This is a genomic window from Streptomyces sp. NPDC052910, assembly GCF_055585605.1.
In genome coordinates this window covers 326373-342770 of sequence record NZ_JBVJJR010000003.1, presented here as the reverse complement: position 1 = coordinate 342770, position 16398 = coordinate 326373, and the positions used below count along the sequence as shown (strand labels likewise).

Below are 16398 nucleotides of genomic sequence, written 5' to 3'. Positions count from 1 at the left end.
ACGGCACGGCCCCGTTCGGGTACCGTCGAAGGAAAGACCAGCCCCAGGAGTCCGTCGTGAACGATGCCACCGAGCGCCCCGCCTCCCCGGCGGAACCCGACCCCGACGCCTGGGAGGCGGCCTGCGCCGAGGACCTCGCCGAGGAGCGCGCCCGCAGGCGGGAGCGGTCCGGCGAGGGCGCGGCGCCCGGCTCCGCCGCCGACGAGCTGCGCAAGCTCGTGGAAGCGGTCGCCGACAAGGTCGCGTCCTTCCAGTTGCCGCTCGCCGGCGCCGTCGCACAGGGCGCCGTGCAGCAGGTCGTGGAGCGGGCGAAGGCCGTGGTCGAGCCCGTCATCGAACGCAATCCCGACGTCTTCGACCACCTCGCCTCCGCCGGTTCCGAGCTGCTGGCCGCCTACCGGGCCGCCGTCCGGGGCCAGGAGCAGCGGTGGACCCGCGGCGCCGCGGAGGACCGCCCGGCGGGGGACCGGCCGGCCGCGGGCCGTGACGGCGGCGGTGACGGTAGTGGCAACGGTGACGGCGGCGAGGCCGCGGGCGGCACTGAGCGCATCGACCTGGACTGACGCCCCGGCGGCCGGGCCTGCACCCCGCCGGCGTACCCGGACCACCGCCCCCACCTGCCACTCCCCGCCGGACGCCGGTCCCCGCCGGGCCCCGGGGCACTCCCCGCCTCCGGTACGGTTGGTCGCGGCGGGGATCGAGCGAAAAACTGAGGGACACATGGGACTCACCATCGGCGTCGACATCGGCGGCACGAAGATCGCGGCCGGAGTGGTGGACGAAGAGGGTTCGATCCTCGCGACATGCAAGGTGCCGACCCCGGACACCCCCGAAGCGGTCATCGACGCCATCGCCGACGCGATCCGTACCGTCAGCGCCGACCACGACGTGGAGGCCGTCGGCATCGGCGCGGCCGGCTACGTGGACGACAAGCGCGCCACCGTCCTCTTCGCCCCCAACATCAACTGGCGGCACGAGGCGCTCAAGGACAAGGTCGAGCAGCGCGTCGGCCTCCCGGTCGTCGTCGAGAACGACGCCAACGCCGCCGCCTGGGGCGAATACCGCTTCGGCGCGGGCCAGGGCCACGACGACGTCATCTGCATCACCCTGGGCACCGGCCTGGGCGGCGGCATCATCATCGGCAACAAGCTGCGCCGCGGCCGCTTCGGCGTCGCCGCCGAGTTCGGCCACATCCGGGTCGTCCCCGACGGCCTGCTGTGCGGCTGCGGCAGCCAGGGCTGCTGGGAGCAGTACGCCTCCGGCCGCGCCCTGGTCCGCTACGCCCGGCAGCGCGCCCACGCCACCCCCGAGAACGCCACGGTCCTGCTGGGCCTCGGCGACGGCACCCCCGAGGGCATCGAGGGCAAGCACATCAGCCTGGCCGCCCGGCAGGGCGACCCGGTGGCCGTCGACTCCTTCCGTGAGCTGGCCCGCTGGGTCGGCGCCGGCCTCGCCGACCTGGCCTCGCTGTTCGACCCGTCGGCGTTCATCGTCGGCGGCGGCCTCTCGGACGAGGGCGACCTGGTCCTCGACCCGATCCGCAAGTCCTTCCGCCGCTGGCTCGTCGGCGGCAAGTGGCGCCCGCACGCGCAGGTGCTCGCCGCGCAGTTGGGCGGCAAGGCCGGACTGGTGGGGGCCGCGGACCTGGCCCGACAGGGCTAGCCGGCACGGTCCGCGGAGCACCCGGCTTCCGGCAGACAGGCTTCGGCACTTCGGCTTCACTGGAGGGCTCATGCTCGCGGACCTGCCCGCATCCTCGACCGAAGCGGACGCCTCCGTGGTCCGCGTGCTCAGCTACAACATCCGCTCCATGCGGGACGACGTGGGGGCGCTGGCCCGGGTGATCCGGGCCTGCGCCCCCGACGTCGTCTGCGTGCAGGAGGCCCCCCGGTTCTTCCGCTGGCGGAAGGCGGCGGCGCGGCTCGCCCGGGCGTCCGGTCTGGTGTACGTGACCGGCGGTGCCACTGCCTCCGGGCCGATGATCCTCTCCACGCTCCGGCCGCGGGTGGAACGCGCCGAGGACGTGCTGCTGCCGCGCACTCCCGGGCTGCACCAGCGTGGTCTCGCCACCGCCGTCCTGCGGTTCGGGCGGGCCCGGCTCGGCGTCGTCAGTTGCCACCTCAGCATCCGGGACGGGGAGCGATACGCGCAGGGGCGGCTGGTCCTGGAGCGGGTGGCCGCGCTGGGCGTGCCGCACGCCGTCGTCGCCGGGGACCTCAACGACCGGCCCGAGGGGCGGACGTTCGGGTTGCTGGCGGGGGAGATGCGGGACGGGTGGGCCGTGAAGCCCTGGGGGCGGGAGCATACGACGCGGCTTGGGGATCCGTTGCAGCGGATCGATGCGGTGTTCGCCACGGGCGGGGTGGAGGTGCTGGGGTGTGGGGTGCCCATGGGGCTGCCCGGGGTGAGTGAGGCTGATCTGCGGGCCGCTACGGATCACCTGCCGGTGCTTGCGGCACTGCGGGTGCCGGCGGAGCCGGCGTAGGGTGCCCCGGTCCCGCCCTTTCACCGTTTCCTGGGGGCAAGCCCCCAGACCCCTGAATCGGTGAAGGGGAGGGGCCGGGGCTCACACCACCGCGCCGCGCCCCGGATCATCCTCGTCCTCGTCCCCGTCCCGCATGCGCAGCACCAGCGTGGCGAAGCCGCCGAGGAACCCCCCGATGCCCAACAACGTGATCCACCACGTCAGTTCCTGCCGCAGCAGCACCATGATCAGCAGAAGCAGCGGGCCGCCGAGGACGGCGATCCAGGCGAAGCGGGAGGTGACGTCGCCGGTGGGGAGCGGTGGTGGCTCGGGCGGGACGAAGTGGCCCTCGTCGTCCGGGTCGTCGTCGGCGCCCTCGGGTGCCTTCGGGGTGGCCCAGTCGCGGGGGCCGACGCCGGGGGCGTAGACGATGAAGCCGCCGGGGCGGTCGGGTCCGCCGGGAGCCGGGGGAGGCTCGGTGGCCGTGGAGGTGGCCGCCGCAGCGGTCCCCTCCTCGTCGCCCGTCGCGGGCCAGCGGCCTTTCTCGGGGTCGGGCTGTTCGCCGTAGGCCGCGACGAGTTCCGCCCAGGCGGCGTCCTCGTCCAGCGGGTCGCGGCTGTCGTCGCGGTCGTGGCCCGCGTCGCGCTCAGCCACGGGAGGCCGTCCCCTGCGGGGTGGCCCCGGGTGCGGGGGTCCCCTGCCGGGTGAGCCGGGTGATGAACGCGTGCGTGTCCTCGAAGACCGCGGGGGCGTCGTGGTCCAGGGTGGCCACGTGGTAACTGCGCTCCAGGAGCCGCTCCGTGACGTCCCGGGAGGAGACCCGGGCCAGGATGCGGGCGGAGTCGGCCGGCGGGACGACGTGGTCCTCGGTGCTGTGCATCAGCAGCAACGGCTGGGTCACCTGGGGCAGTTCGCGGTCCACGAGCTGGAGGAAGCGGTGGAAGGAGTAGGCGGCGTGCAGCGGGACCCGGTCGTATCCGACCTCATGGCAGCCGGGCTTGGCGATGTCACTGGCGATGCCGGCCGTCGACGGGACGAGGTGGCGCAGCAGCGGCAGCGCCTTGACGCCGAGGCCGTGCACCCGGTTGGCGGGGTTGACGAGGGCGAGGCCGGAGACCGCGTCCCCGTGCCGGGCCGCGAGCCGCAGGGCCAGCGCGCCGCCCATCGACAGCCCGCAGAGGAAGACCTGCGCGCAGCGCTCGCGCAGGGCCCACAGTTCCCGGTCGACCTCGGCGTACCAGTCCTGCCAGCCGGTGATCTGCATGTCCTGCCAGCGGGTGCCGTGCCCCGGCAGCAGGGGGAGCGAGACGGTCAGGCCGCGCCCGGCGAGGTGGTCGGCCCAGGGCCGTACGGACTGCGGGGAACCGGTGAAGCCGTGGCAGACGAGCACGCCGACCTCTCCGCCGTCGTGGCGGAACGGCTCGGCGCCGGGGAGGAGCGGCACCGGGATCTCCGATCGATGGAGCGTGACCGCGGGCACGACGCGCGGCGGCCGCGGAAGGACAGGGTCTGTCCCTCAGCCTACGCGGAGCGCCGCATCGCGGGTAGGCGGGTTAAGGTCTCCTCGTCACACACAGGAGGTTCTCGGTTGTTCTACGGCGCTATGAAGCTGTCCATCGGCGGGTCGCTGAAGCTTGCCTTCAGGCCCTGGGTGGAGGGCCTGGAGAACGTGCCCGTCGAGGGGCCCGCGATCCTCGCGAGCAACCACCTGTCGTTCTCGGACTCGTTCTTCCTTCCCGCGGTCCTGCCCCGGAAGATCACGTTCATCGCGAAGCAGGAGTACTTCACCTCCCCCGGGGTCAAGGGGAAGCTGACGGCCGCGTTCTTCAAGGGCGTCGGCCAGCTCCCGGTGGACCGCTCCGGCGCCCGCGGCGCGGGCGAGGCGGCCATCAAGAGCGGCATCGAGGTGCTGGAGCGCGGTGAGCTCTTCGGCATCTACCCCGAGGGCACCCGGTCCCCCGACGGCCGCCTCTACCGCGGCAAGCCGGGCGGCCTGGCCCGGGTCGCGCTGGCCACCGGGGCGCCGGTGATCCCCGTGGCGATGATCGACACGGAGAAGATCCAGCCGCCGGGCAAGGTGATGCCCAAGCTGATGCGCCCCGGCATCCGGATCGGCAAGCCGCTGGACTTCAGCCGCTACCACGGCATGGACGGTGACCGCTTCATCCTCCGCTCGGTGACCGACGAGGTCATGTACGAGATCATGAAGCTCTCCGGCCAGGAGTACGTGGACATCTACGCCACGGCCGCCAAGCGGCAGATCGCCGACGCGGCGAAGAAGAAGGCCGAGGAGGAGAAGGAGGCCGAGAAGGCCGCCAAGGCCGCCGGCCTCGACCAGCCGGCGGAGAAGCGCAAGGGACGCCGGAGCGAGTAGCGGGCGGCGGGAGCGAGGACAGGGGCGGGCAGGCTCGGACGGGAGCGGGCGGGGGATGACGGACGGCGGCGGCACGGGACGTACCGGCCGAATACGCATGTCGGTGGAGCTGCCGCTGTGGCGGGCGCTCACCGGCTACCGGATCGTCACCCTCTGCTATGCCCTCGTGCTCTTCGTCCCCGACTACCACGAGTACGCCCACCCGCTCGGTGCCGCGCTCTACATGGGCGTACTCACCCTGTGGACGCTGCTCACCTGGAACCGCGTCTCGTCCGCCGAACGCTGTACCGGCCGCTTCCTCGTAGCGGACCTCGTCGTCGCGCTCGGCGGCATCCTGCTCACCGGCGTGCTGGACACCCGGTTCCGGATCGAGGACGGCGCCGCCACCCTCCCGTCCGTCTGGACCGCCGGCGCGGTCCTCGGCTGCGCCATCAAGGGCGGCTGGCGCTGGGCGGCCGGCGCCGCCACCCTCGTCGCCCTCGCCAACGCGATCGAACGCGAGGGGCTGCCCCGCGACACCCTCCACGACGTCCTGCTCGTCTGGGTCGCCAGCATCGCCATCGGCTACGTCGTCGAGGTCGCCCGGGTCAGCGAACGCACCCTCGCCCAGGCGCTGCGCATCGAGGCGGCCAACCGCGAGCGCGAGCGGCTCGCCCGGGACATCCACGACAGCGTCCTCCAGGTCCTCGCCATGGTCCAGCGGCGCGGCGCCGCCCTCGGCGGCGAGGCCGCCGAGCTCGGCCGGATGGCGGGCGAACAGGAGATCGCGCTGCGCACCCTGGTCGCCGGCGGGCTCGTCCCGCCCCGCAGGTCGCAGGGGCCCGCGGGGGCCCGGCCCGTCGACGCGGCCGCCGCCGAGCCCCTGCCCGTCCCCGCCGCCCGCGCCCCCGAAGGCCCCTGCGACCTGCGGGCCCTCCTCGCCCCCTACGCCGGCCCCGCGGTGACCTTCGCCGCGCCCGGCACCCCCGTCCTGCTGGAGTCGGCCGCCGCGGCGGAGCTCGCCGCGGCCGTCGGCGCCGCCCTGGACAACGTCGAACGGCACGCGGGCGAGGACGCCCGGGCCTGGATCCTCGTCGAGGACGAACCCGGCCAGGTGATCGTCAGCGTCCGCGACGACGGACCGGGCATCCCCGAGGGCCGGCTCGCCGACGCGGAACGCGAGGGACGCATGGGCGTCGCCCTGTCCATCCGCGGCCGGCTCCGCGACCTCGGCGGCACGGCGGAACTGGTCTCCGTGCCCGGCCAGGGCACCGAGGTCGAACTGACGGTCCCACGAGTCCCGCGAAAGAGTGAGGTGTGACGGCGGTATGACGGTTGCGGAACAGGCCGTGAAGGTGATGGTGGTCGACGACCACCCGATGTGGCGCGACGCCGTCGCCCGGGACCTCGCCGCCGCCGGCTTCGACGTGGTCGCCACCGCGGGCGACGGCCCCCAGGCCGTCCGCCGCGCCCGCGCCGCCGCCCCCGACGTGCTCGTCCTCGACCTCAACCTGCCCGGCCTGCCCGGCGTCGCGGTCTGCAAGGAACTCGTCGGCGAGAACCCCGCGCTGCGCGTCCTCGTCCTCTCCGCGAGCGGCGAACACGCCGACGTCCTGGAGGCGGTGAAGTCCGGCGCCACCGGCTACCTGGTCAAGTCCGCGAGCACGGACGAACTCGTGGCCGCCGTCCGCAGCACCGCCGCCGGCGACCCCGTCTTCACCCCCGGCCTGGCCGGACTCGTCCTCGGCGAGTACCGGCGCCTCGCCGCCGAACCCGCCCCCGCCGCGCCCGCCTCGGGACCCTCCGCGCCGGAGGCGCCCCGGCTCACCGACCGCGAGACCCAAGTGCTCCGGCTCGTCGCCAAGGGCCTCTCGTACAAGCAGATCGCCGAACGGCTGGTTATTTCCCACCGGACGGTGCAGAACCATGTGCAGAACACCTTGGGCAAGCTCCAACTGCACAACCGGGTGGAGCTCGTCCGCTACGCCATAGAGCGAGGTCTCGACGACGCCTGAGCCACCGGTCCGCCGCGGCCGGGCGGTCGTCCCGGCTGGAGGGAAGGTGTGCGTCATGCGTGTCGGAGTGCTGACCGGCGGAGGCGACTGCCCCGGGCTCAACGCGGTCATCCGGGCCGTCGTCCGCAAGGGCGTCCAGGACCACCAGTACGAGTTCACCGGCTTCCGGGACGGCTGGCGCGGGCCGCTCACCGGCGCCGCCGTCCCCCTCGACATCCCGGCCGTCCGCGGCATCCTGCCCCGCGGCGGTACCGTACTCGGCTCCTCCCGGACCAACCCCTTCAAGGAACGCGACGGCGTCCGCAGGATCCGCGAGAACCTGGCCGCCCTCGGCGTCGACGCGCTCGTCGCCATCGGCGGCGAGGACACCCTCGGCGTCGCCGCCCGGCTCTGGGAACAGCACGGCGTCCCCTGCGTCGGCGTCCCCAAGACCATCGACAACGACCTCTCCGCCACCGACTACACCTTCGGCTTCGACACCGCCGTCAACATCGCCACCGAGGCCATCGACCGGCTGCACACCACCGCCGAATCCCACATGCGCGTCCTCGTCGTCGAGGTCATGGGCCGGCACGCGGGCTGGATCGCCCTCCACTCCGGCCTCGCCGGCGGCGCCAACGTCATCCTCATCCCCGAGCAGCGCTTCGACCTCGACGAGGTGTGCGGCTGGGTCACCTCGCGGTTCCGGGCCAGTTACGCGCCCATCGTGGTCGTCGCGGAAGGCGCCATGCCGGTGGACGGCGAACTCGTCCTCAAGGACGCCTCCGCCGGCCTCGACTCCTTCGGGCACGTCCGGCTCTCCGGAGTGGGGGAATGGCTCGCCAAGGAGATCGAACGACGGACGGGGAAGGAGGCGCGGACGACGGTGCTCGGCCATATCCAGCGGGGTGGGACACCGAGCGCTTTCGACCGATGGCTGGCCACCCGCTTCGGGCTGCACGCGATCGCCGCGGTGCGGGACGGGGCGTTCGGGCGGATGGTGGCGCTGCGGGGGACGGAGATCGTCCGGGTGCCTCTGGGGGAGGCGACGGCTTCTTTGAAGACGGTGCCGGCGGAGCGGTACGAGGAGGTGCGGGTGCTTTTCGGCTGACGCCGGGGGGCTGCCCCTGTCCCTCCCCCAGAGGGGGGACCCCCACTTCACCGTTTCTTGCGGGGGCGGGCCCCCGCACCCCCCGAAGCGCCGGACGGGCTGTGGTCAGCCCGTCCGGCGTTTGAGGACAACCGCGCGGAGCGCGGTTTCAGGGGGTCCGGGGGCCTCCCCGGGAAACGGTGAAGGGGCGGGACAGGGGCGCACCCACCGCGGCCAGCAGCCGCGACACCACCCCCACCCCGTCCAGCGTCAGCACCGACTCCGGATGGAACTGCACCCCGGCGAAGCCGGGCCCACGCAGTGCGTGGACCTCACGCGTCACAGCGTGCACCGCGACCTCGACGCCGTGCGCCGCCAGCTCTCCCGCGACAGCGGCGCCGCACCGCGCCGTGAACGTGTTGTAGAACCCGACCGTCTCGGAGCGCCCGAAGAAGTCGATCCGCTCCTGCGCCCCCTGGAAGGGCACCGCCTTCCGGACGATGTCCAGTCCCAGTTCGGCGGCGATGAGTTCGTGGCCGAGGCAGACGCCGAGGAGGCCGTGCCGGTGGCCGGCGAGGAGGTCGGCGGTCAGTCCGCGCAGCAGCCGCATGCGGGGGTCGGCGGGGTCGGACGGGTCGCCGGGGCCGGGGCCCAGCACGACCGGGCCCTGGTGGGCGAGGGCGGCGTCGCGCAGGCCGGGCTCGTCGAAGCGGCGGACGGTGACGGCGAGCCCGGAGGCCCGGAGCAGATGTGCGAGCATCGCCGTGAACGTGTCCTCGGCGTCGACGACGAGCGCGTGCCCGGACGTCGTACCGGAGGGGGACTGCTCCCGCATGCGGAGCCAGAACGGCGCCAGGTCCGCCCGCCGCGCGTCCAGCGCGGCCCGCACCCGCGGGTCGTCGGCGAGCCGGGCGGGGGTGCCGGCGGCCGGGCGGCCGGTGGGGGGCCGGACGCCGAGCGCCGCCAGGACGGCCGCCGCCTTGGCGTGCGTCTCGGCGATCTCGCCGCGCGGGTCGGAGTGCCGGACGAGGGTGGCGCCGACGGAGAGCCGCAGCCGGCCGCGCCGGTCGATGTCGGCGGTGCGGATGAGGATGGGGGAGTCGAGGGTGCGGGCGCCGCCCGCGTCGCGGCCGATGAGGGCGAGGGCGCCCGCGTAGTAGCCGCGCCCGTCGGCTTCGTGGCGGCGGATGACGCGACAGGCGTTCTCCACCGGCGATCCGGTGACCGTCGCCGCGAACATCGTCTCCTTCAGCACCTCCCGCACGTCCAGCGACGACCGTCCGCGCAGTTCGTACTCGGTGTGCGCGAGGTGGGCCATCTCGCGCAGCCGCGGGCCGACCACCACGCCGCCCATGTCGCCGACGGTGCACATCATCTTCAGCTCCTCGTCCACGACCATGGACAGTTCCTCCACCTCCTTGCGGTCGTGGAGGAAGGCGAGCAGCCCCTCGGCGGACGGCCCCTCGGCCGGGTAGCGGTAGGTGCCGCTGATCGGGTTCATCACCACCGTGCCGCCGGACATCCGGACGTGGACCTCGGGGCTGGCCCCGACCAGCGTCCGGTCGCCGGTGTGCACGACGTACGTCCAGTACGCGCCGCGCTCGCCGGACAGCAGCCGGCGGAAGAGGGCCAGCGCGTCGGCCGGTCCGAAACCGTGGATCTCGCCCTCGAAAGTGCGGCGGACGACGAAGTCCGCCCCTTCGCCGCCGCCGATCTCGTCCCGGACGACCCGCTCGACGGTCCGGGCGTACTCCTCGTCGCCGACGTCGAACGCGCCGCCCTCCACCCGCACCTCGTGCGCGGGGAGCGCGGCGAGGACGTCCGCGAGCGGGAGCTCGTACGTCTCCTCGGGGCGCAGGACGAGCAGCGGCGTGCCGTCGTCGTGGACCTCGAAGCCGCGCTCGCGCAGTTGCCGGAACGGGACGAGGGCCAGCGCGTCGTGCGCCGGGGCGCCGGCCGCGGGCGGGCCGTCGGGCAGGGCGATGTCCGCCAGGCGTCCGGCCTCGGCGACCGGGCCGGTGAGCAGTTCGACGGTGTCCCCGGCCAGGCCGGGGGTGCGGCGGTGGAGAAGGGCGAACGGCGGGTGGTCCGGGGCGGTGAGCCGGGCCAGGAGGGCGGGGAGGGCGGCGGTCGTGGTGTCGTGCACGGGGGTTCCTTCCGGTGGGAGAGGAACGGCCGGGCCCGGAAACGCCGAAGGCCGCCCCTCGGGCGGCCTCGCGTCGGTTGGGTACGCGCAGTCAGTGGGCCGCCGGATGAGCGGTCCACCACCAGTTCTGGTTGCTGTACGCGTACATGCCGCGCACCTTACCGGATGATGTGCCGGATGGCGGAGAAGTTCGTCTCACAGTCCGGTCCTCCGGATGGACGGGTGCCCGCACCCCGTAATGTGGGAGCGTGACCGTGAACGCTGAAATCCACGCCGGTGGCAACACCTGGCGCTCCCTGCCCGCGGCGCAGCAGCCTGACTGGCCGGACTCCGAGGCTCTGCGCGATGTGATCGCCGAGCTCGAGTCCTATCCGCCGCTGGTCTTCGCCGGTGAGTGCGACCAGTTGCGTCAGCGTCTGGCCGCCGTGGCCCGGGGCGAGGCGTTCCTGCTCCAGGGCGGCGACTGCGCCGAGGCGTTCGACGCGGTCGGCGCGGACCAGATCCGCAACAAGCTCAAGACGCTGCTCCAGATGGGGGCGGTGCTCACGTACGCCGGTTCCGTGCCGGTCGTCAAGGTCGGCCGGATCGCCGGCCAGTACAGCAAGCCGCGTTCCAAGCCGACCGAGACCCGGGACGGCGTGACCCTGCCGACCTACCGGGGCGACTCGGTGAACGGCTTCGCCTTCACGCCGGAGGCCCGTACCCCGGACCCGCAGCGGCTGAAGCGGATGTACCAGGCGTCGGCGTCCACGCTGAACCTGGTGCGCGCCTTCACCACGGGCGGTTACGCGGACCTGCGCCAGGTGCACGCCTGGAACCAGGACTTCGTCCGCTCCTCGCCCTCCGGCCAGCGCTACGAGCAGTTGGCGCGGGAGATCGACCGGGCGATGAACTTCATGAACGCCTGCGGGGTGGACCCGGAGGAGTTCAGGACCGTCGAGTTCTACGCCTCCCACGAGGCGCTGATCCTGGACTACGAGTCGGCGCTGACCCGCGTCGACTCGCGGACCGGCCGGCTGTACGACGTGTCGGGCCACATGGTGTGGATCGGCGAGCGCACCCGGCAGTTGGACGGGGCGCACATCGAGTTCGCGTCGAAGATCCGCAACCCGATCGGGGTCAAGCTGGGTCCGACGACCACGCCCGAGGAGGCGCTGACCCTCATCGAGCGGCTGGACCCGGAGCGCGAGCCGGGCCGGCTGACCTTCATCACCCGGATGGGCGCGGACAAGATCCGCGACAAGCTGCCCACCCTGGTGGAGAAGGTCACGGCGTCCGGTGCCCAGGTGGTGTGGGTCTCCGACCCGATGCACGGCAACACCTTCGAGGCGGCCTCGGGCCACAAGACCCGTCGCTTCGACGACGTGCTGGACGAGGTCAAGGGCTTCTTCGAGGTCCACAAGGAGCTGGGCACCCACCCGGGCGGCATCCACGTCGAGCTCACCGGCGACGACGTCACCGAGTGCGTGGGCGGCGGCGACGAGATCTTCGTCGACGATCTCCACCAGCGGTACGAGACGGCCTGCGACCCGCGGCTCAACCGCAGTCAGTCGCTGGACCTGGCTTTCCTGGTCGCGGAGATGTACCGGGACCAGTGAGGGTCGTTGACCCGGCATACGCGAGGGGCGCGGATCTGTGATCCGCGCCCCTCGGCGTACCCGCGCGTTGTCGCCGCCGGAGCGGTGCGGGTAAGGTAAGGGTTACCTACCTTTTTGATCTTCTCCTTCGGCGAGGCGGTGACCGCGTGTACGTCTGCTCGTGCTTCGGCATCACGGAGCAGCAGGTGCGTGAGCACGCGGAGAACGGCGCGTGCACGCCCCGGCAGATCGCGTCCGCGAGCAAGGCGGGCACGGACTGCGGAAGCTGCGTACGGCGCATCCAGGCCCTGCTCGGGCGGGGCGCCTGCCCGCGGCGGGAACTGGTGGACCGGGGCTCCCGGGATCCGCTGGGCGCCGACCCGAACGCGCTCGTACCGACGGCGGGGCCGGCCGCGCCGCCCGCCCCCTCCGTACCGCCGGTGTCGTCCGTACCGACCGTGCCGGCCGTACCACCGGTGGCGCCGCCCGTGCCGCCGGCGGACGGGATCGCCCGCGCGGCCTAGTGTGACGCCTCGCCGCTCGACTGCTCGATGAACTGCGCCAGGTACAGCGGCTCACCCAGCTTCTCGATCAGCTCCAGTTGGGTGTCGAGGTAGTCGATGTGGTCCTCCTCGTCCGCGAGGATCGACTCGAAGATGTTCGCCGAGGTGATGTCGCCCTTGGCCCGCATCACCTCCACCCCGCGCCGGAGGCGGTCGATCGCCTCCACCTCGACCTGCCGGTCGGCCTGGAACATCTCCGTGATCGTCTGCCCCACGCGGACGTGGAAGAGCCGCTGGTAGTTGGGCAGCCCCTCCAGGAAGATGATCCGGTCCGTGAGGACCTCGGCGTGCCGCATCTCGTCGAACGACTCCGCCCGCGTGTGTTCCGCGATCTTGGTCCAGCCGTGGTGTTCCTGCATCTTCGCGTGCAGGAAGTACTGGTTGATGGCGGTCAGCTCGCCCGTCAGTTGCTCGTTGAGGAATTCGATGATCTCCGGGTCGCCCTGCATCGCGCGGGCTCCTTCCCAAGCTCATACCGGCAGGATGCGCGCATCCTCGCACCGGCCCACCGGGCCGTCCAGTAAGTGCACACTTAGTGGGAGTTGTCGGGATAGCGGGCGGCCCCCGGTCACCGGCATCCGCCGGGGTCTGACACCATGGAGGCATGGGTCAGTCGGGACGGTCGGGTCAGTCGGAAAGCCGTAAAGGGGAACATCTCCGGCTGCCTCCGGGGCAGCGTCTCCAGCGCGGCTGGCCGGTGACCCACTACGGGCCCGTACCGCGGTTCCGCCCGGACCGCTGGGAGTTCCGGGTCTTCGGCGCGACCGCCGACGGCGACAAGCGCTGCTGGACGCACGAGGAGTTCTCGGCCCTGCCGTACACGACGGTCGTCGCCGACCTGCACTGCGTCACCAAGTACAGCGTCCTCGACGCCGAGTGGGGCGGCGTCGCCACCCGCACCATCCTCGACCTCGCCCCTCCCGCGCCCGACGTCACCCACGTCATGGTCTGGGCCGAGTACGGCTACAGCTCCAACCTGCGGCTCTCCGACTTCGCCTCCGACCGGTCGATCTTCGCCACGCACAAGGACGGTGAACTGCTGACCGCCGAACACGGGTTTCCCGTGCGGCTCGCGGTGCCTCATCTGTATGCGTGGAAGGGGCCGAAGTGGGTGCGGGGTGTCGAGTACATGAGGGCTGATCGGCGGGGGTTCTGGGAGGAACGCGGGTACCACAACGTGGGGGACCCGTGGGCGGAGCAGCGGTACTCGTACCAGGAGGCGCCGGGGGACGGGCCCGAGCTTTAGGGGTCCCTGGAGGGTGAGCCCGTCCGGCGTTTGAGGACAACCGCGCGGAGCGCGGTTTCGGGGGTGCGGGGGCTTGCCCCCGCAAGAAACGGTGAAAGGGAGGGGCCGGGGCGACTCCCCGGGGCCTCAGCCCCGCAACCCCTTCAGCCGCGCCACATCCGCCGCGTGCCCGTCCTTCCCGCCCGGCGTCTCGATCGTCAGCGGGACGCCCGCCGTCTCCGGGTGGGAGAACAGCTCCGCGAACGGCGCGGCCCCGATATGACCGGCGCCGATGTTCTCGTGCCGGTCCTTGTGCGCCCCGGCCACATCCTTGGAGTCGTTCGCATGGATGAGGCCGAGCCGCCCCGGCCCCACGACGGAGACGAGCTCGTCCAAAGCCGCCTTCATGCCGCCGGGAGCGGCGAGGTCATGGCCCGCCGCGAAGAGGTGGCACGTGTCGAGGCAGACGCCGAGCTTCGGGTGGTGCGCGAGCACCTCGAAGTAGGGGCCGAGATCGGCGATCCAGGAGCAGAGCGACGCCCCCTGCCCGGCCGTCGGCTCCAGCAGCAGGCGAGGGTCCTCGTCGTCCGTGAGCTCGTCGAGGAGCGGCAGCAGCCGTTCGCCCACCTGGGCCAGGGCCTCGGCGCGCGGCCGGCCGCCGGTGGCCGCGCCGGTGTGGACGACGACGCCCCGGGCGCCGATCTGCCGGCCTCGCCGCAGGGAGTGCCGCAGTGATTCGACGGACCGCTCGGCGGTCGCCTCGGTGTGGGAGCCGAAGTTGATCAGGTACGGCGCGTGGGCGTACACCGGCAGCCCGGCTTCCGCGCAGCCCGCGCGGAACTCCTCGTCCTGCCGCGGGCTGCCGGGCGGGGTCGCCCAGCCGCGCGGGTTGGCGACGAAGACCTGGACGGCCTCGGCGCCGATCTCGCGTGCGTACGGCAGGCCGGTGCGGGCCAGGCCGCCGGCCACCGGGATGTGGCCGCCGACGGGGTTGCGGGGTATGCCCGCCGTCGCGGTGCCGGACATCACAGTGCTCCCTTGAGGCGGATGGTGATCGTGTCGCCGCGCGCGGCCTTGTCGCCGGCCCGGACCGACTGGCTCTCCACGGAGTCGCGGGGGAAGAAGAACGGCCGGTCCACCCGGACCTCGAAGCCCGCGGCGGCCAGGATCCGCTTGGCCTCGGCCTCGCTCTTCCCGGTGACGTCGGGGACGGTGAGCATCTCCTTGCCCTTGGACAGGGTGACGGTCACGGTGTCGCCCTTGGCCGCCTGCACGCCCCGGGCGGGGGACTGCTCGGCGACGTCGCCCTTGTCCCGGTCGGAGTAGACCTGCGCGTCCGAGACCTTGATCCGCAGGCCCGCGTCGCCCAGCACGGACTGGGCGTCGTCGGGCGACAGGCCGGACACGTCCGGCACCTCCACCGGCTCGCCCTTGCTGACGATCAGCGACACCGGCGTGTCGGGGCGGCGCTCGTCACCGCCCCGGGGGTCGCTGGCGAGCACCTCGCCCTGCGGGGTCTCGTCGCTGAACTGCGTCCGGACGTCGCCGACCGTCAGACCCGCCTGGGTGATCCGTTTCTTCGCCTCGTCCAGCCGCATGCCGACGACGTTGGGCACCTCGGCCCGCTCCGGGCCGCGCGAGACGACCACCGTCACCCGGCCGGTGTGCCGGATGCGCTCGCCGGGCTTGGGGTCGGTGGACATCACGTGGCCGCGCTCGACGGTGTCGCTGAACTCGGGCCGGATCCGCAGCTTGAGCCCGGCCTTGTCCAGCTTCTTCTCCGCGTCCGCCTGGGTCAGGTCCAGCACGGCGGGGACGGAGGTGAACTGACCGGCGTTGATGTACCACACGCCCGTAGCGGCCAGCAGCGCCAGCAGCACACCGGCCACCACCAGCACCGCGCGCCGCGGCCGGCGCCGCAGGGCGGCGAGCCGCCGGGGGCGGGCCGGGGGAGCGGGCGGCGGGGGCTCGAGGGCGCCGTCGATGCGCGCCGTCATGTCCATCGGGTCCGGTGCGGGCGCCTCCGCCGGAGGCAGCGGCTGCGCGGTGACCGGACGCGGCAGGACGCTCGTCGGGTCCTCGTCGTCCACCGCGACCCGCTCCCCGGCCAGCGGGGGCCGGGCGTCCAGTTGCTCGCGGGTCAGCGTCGCGCGCGCGGCCCGGACCAGGCCGAGCATGCCGACGGCGTCCGACGGCCGCAGCTCGGGGTCGCGGGCGGTGGCCACCGTCACCAGGTCGTCGAGCTCCGGGGCCATCCCCGGGACCTCCTGCGACGGCGGCGGCACGTCCCGGTGCAGGTGCTGGTAGAGGATCTGGGCGGGGCTGGCGCCGCTGTGCGGCTTGACGCCGGTGAGCATCTCGTAGAGGACGACGCCGCACGCGTAGACGTCGGTGCGGGTGTCCGCCGTGCCGTGCTCGATCTGCTCGGGCGCGAGGTAGGAGACGGTGCCCAGGATGGACCCCGTGTTGGTGGCGCTGCTGGTGCCCACGGTGCGGGCCAGTCCGAAGTCGGCGACCTTGACCCGGCCGTCGTCGCCGATCAGCACGTTCTCCGGCTTCATGTCCCGGTGCACCAGCCCCGCGCGGTGGGCGGCGCCCAGCGCGGCCAGCACCGGCTCCACGATGTCCAGCGCCGCCCTCGGCTGGAGCGCGCCCCGCTCGCGCAGCACGTCCCGCAGGGTGCAGCCGGCCACGTACTCCATCGCGAGGTAGACGAATCCGCGATCCGTCCCCTGGTCGTAGACGCCCACCACGTTCGGGTGGTCCAGGCGCGCGGCGGACTTGGCCTCCCGGATGAAGCGCTCGACGAAGACCTTGTCCGCGGCGAGGGCGGGGTGCATCACCTTCACGGCGACCACCCGGTCGAGCCGGGTGTCCAGGGCCCGGTACACCGTGGCCATGCCGCCCGCGGCTACCCGCGCCTCGATGCGGTAGCGGCCGTCGAGCAACTGGTCGACGAAGGGGTCCGGCAGGGTCGTATCCACGG

At 73.2% G+C, this 16398-nt stretch carries 17 protein-coding genes; 10 read left to right on the top strand and 7 right to left on the bottom strand.

All coding sequences use genetic code 11. The features are described 5' to 3' along the window. Positions 1–56 precede the first annotated feature (56 nt). From ACZ6X9_RS12515 to ACZ6X9_RS12505, 3 genes are all read left to right on the top strand, one after another. Positions 57–563, top strand: coding sequence for a DUF5304 family protein (locus tag ACZ6X9_RS12515; RefSeq protein WP_469777960.1), 507 nt, complete (start codon positions 57–59; stop codon positions 561–563). Positions 564–720: 157 nt separating this feature from the next. After that, positions 721–1662: an ROK family glucokinase gene (locus ACZ6X9_RS12510; RefSeq protein ID WP_469777959.1), complete on the top strand. Its 942-nt coding sequence runs from the start codon at positions 721–723 to the stop codon at positions 1660–1662. A gap of 70 nt (positions 1663–1732) precedes the next feature. Next, complete coding sequence (locus ACZ6X9_RS12505) at positions 1733–2485, top strand: endonuclease/exonuclease/phosphatase family protein (protein WP_469777958.1); 753 nt, start codon at positions 1733–1735, stop codon at positions 2483–2485. Positions 2486–2566: 81 nt separating this feature from the next. Here the strand turns inward: ACZ6X9_RS12505 and ACZ6X9_RS12500 are convergent, their stop codons facing one another. After that, positions 2567–3118, bottom strand: coding sequence for a hypothetical protein (locus ACZ6X9_RS12500; RefSeq protein ID WP_469777957.1), 552 nt, complete (start codon positions 3116–3118; stop codon positions 2567–2569). Beyond that, on the bottom strand, positions 3111–3908 hold the full coding sequence (locus tag ACZ6X9_RS12495) for an alpha/beta hydrolase (protein ID WP_469777956.1): 798 nt from the start codon (positions 3906–3908) through the stop codon (positions 3111–3113). Before ACZ6X9_RS12495 ends, ACZ6X9_RS12500 begins: the two co-directional genes overlap by 8 nt. A 159-nt stretch (positions 3909–4067) precedes the next feature. Here ACZ6X9_RS12495 and ACZ6X9_RS12490 point away from each other — a divergent pair, with 159 nt between their 5' ends. The 4 genes from ACZ6X9_RS12490 to ACZ6X9_RS12475 are packed head-to-tail and all read left to right on the top strand — an operon-like array spanning position 4068 to position 7922. Continuing rightward, the gene (locus ACZ6X9_RS12490) at positions 4068–4838 is read left to right on the top strand and encodes a lysophospholipid acyltransferase family protein (RefSeq protein WP_469778638.1); all 771 of its coding nucleotides are present in this window, start codon (positions 4068–4070) and stop codon (positions 4836–4838) included. Between the two features lie 55 nt (positions 4839–4893). After that, positions 4894–6138 carry a MacS family sensor histidine kinase gene (macS, locus tag ACZ6X9_RS12485; RefSeq protein ID WP_469777955.1) on the top strand — a complete coding sequence of 415 codons (1245 nt, stop codon included), beginning with the start codon at positions 4894–4896 and terminating at the stop codon, positions 6136–6138. A 7-nt stretch (positions 6139–6145) separates the two neighbouring features. After that, entirely contained in the window at positions 6146–6832 is a 687-nt protein-coding gene (locus ACZ6X9_RS12480; protein ID WP_469777954.1) for a response regulator, read from the top strand. 55 nt (positions 6833–6887) lie between these two features. After that, positions 6888–7922, top strand: coding sequence for a 6-phosphofructokinase (locus ACZ6X9_RS12475; protein WP_469777953.1), 1035 nt, complete (start codon positions 6888–6890; stop codon positions 7920–7922). A gap of 148 nt (positions 7923–8070) precedes the next feature. On the opposite strand, the gene ACZ6X9_RS12470 is transcribed toward ACZ6X9_RS12475, so the two are convergent. Both ACZ6X9_RS12470 and ACZ6X9_RS12465 read right to left on the bottom strand, forming a co-directional pair. Next, positions 8071–10047, bottom strand: a complete 1977-nt coding sequence (locus tag ACZ6X9_RS12470) for an anthranilate synthase family protein (protein ID WP_469777952.1) — start codon at positions 10045–10047, stop codon at positions 8071–8073. 91 nt (positions 10048–10138) lie between these two features. After that, a complete protein-coding gene (locus ACZ6X9_RS12465) occupies positions 10139–10195 on the bottom strand; it encodes a trp operon leader peptide (protein ID WP_469778637.1) in 57 nt (18 codons plus the stop codon). 100 nt (positions 10196–10295) lie between these two features. Here ACZ6X9_RS12465 and ACZ6X9_RS12460 point away from each other — a divergent pair, with 100 nt between their 5' ends. Continuing rightward, complete coding sequence (locus ACZ6X9_RS12460; protein ID WP_469777951.1) at positions 10296–11645, top strand: class II 3-deoxy-7-phosphoheptulonate synthase; 1350 nt, start codon at positions 10296–10298, stop codon at positions 11643–11645. A 146-nt stretch (positions 11646–11791) separates the two neighbouring features. Next, a complete protein-coding gene (locus tag ACZ6X9_RS12455) occupies positions 11792–12148 on the top strand; it encodes a (2Fe-2S)-binding protein (protein WP_469777950.1) in 357 nt (118 codons plus the stop codon). Here the strand turns inward: ACZ6X9_RS12455 and bfr are convergent. Beyond that, positions 12145–12636 (bottom strand): bacterioferritin, encoded by a 492-nt coding sequence (gene bfr, locus ACZ6X9_RS12450; RefSeq protein ID WP_469777949.1) that lies wholly within the window; start codon positions 12634–12636, stop codon positions 12145–12147. The genes ACZ6X9_RS12455 and bfr overlap by 4 nt on opposite strands. A gap of 155 nt (positions 12637–12791) precedes the next feature. Here bfr and ACZ6X9_RS12445 point away from each other — a divergent pair, with 155 nt between their 5' ends. Then, the gene (locus ACZ6X9_RS12445) at positions 12792–13433 is read left to right on the top strand and encodes a sulfite oxidase-like oxidoreductase (RefSeq protein WP_469777948.1); all 642 of its coding nucleotides are present in this window, start codon (positions 12792–12794) and stop codon (positions 13431–13433) included. Positions 13434–13559: 126 nt separating this feature from the next. On the opposite strand, the gene ACZ6X9_RS12440 is transcribed toward ACZ6X9_RS12445, so the two are convergent. Both ACZ6X9_RS12440 and pknB read right to left on the bottom strand, forming a co-directional pair. Continuing rightward, positions 13560–14438: a deoxyribonuclease IV gene (locus ACZ6X9_RS12440; RefSeq protein ID WP_469777947.1), complete on the bottom strand. Its 879-nt coding sequence runs from the start codon at positions 14436–14438 to the stop codon at positions 13560–13562. Then, positions 14438–16396: a Stk1 family PASTA domain-containing Ser/Thr kinase gene (pknB, locus tag ACZ6X9_RS12435; RefSeq protein ID WP_469777946.1), complete on the bottom strand. Its 1959-nt coding sequence runs from the start codon at positions 16394–16396 to the stop codon at positions 14438–14440. Before pknB ends, ACZ6X9_RS12440 begins: the two co-directional genes overlap by 1 nt. Positions 16397–16398: the final 2 nt, after the last annotated feature.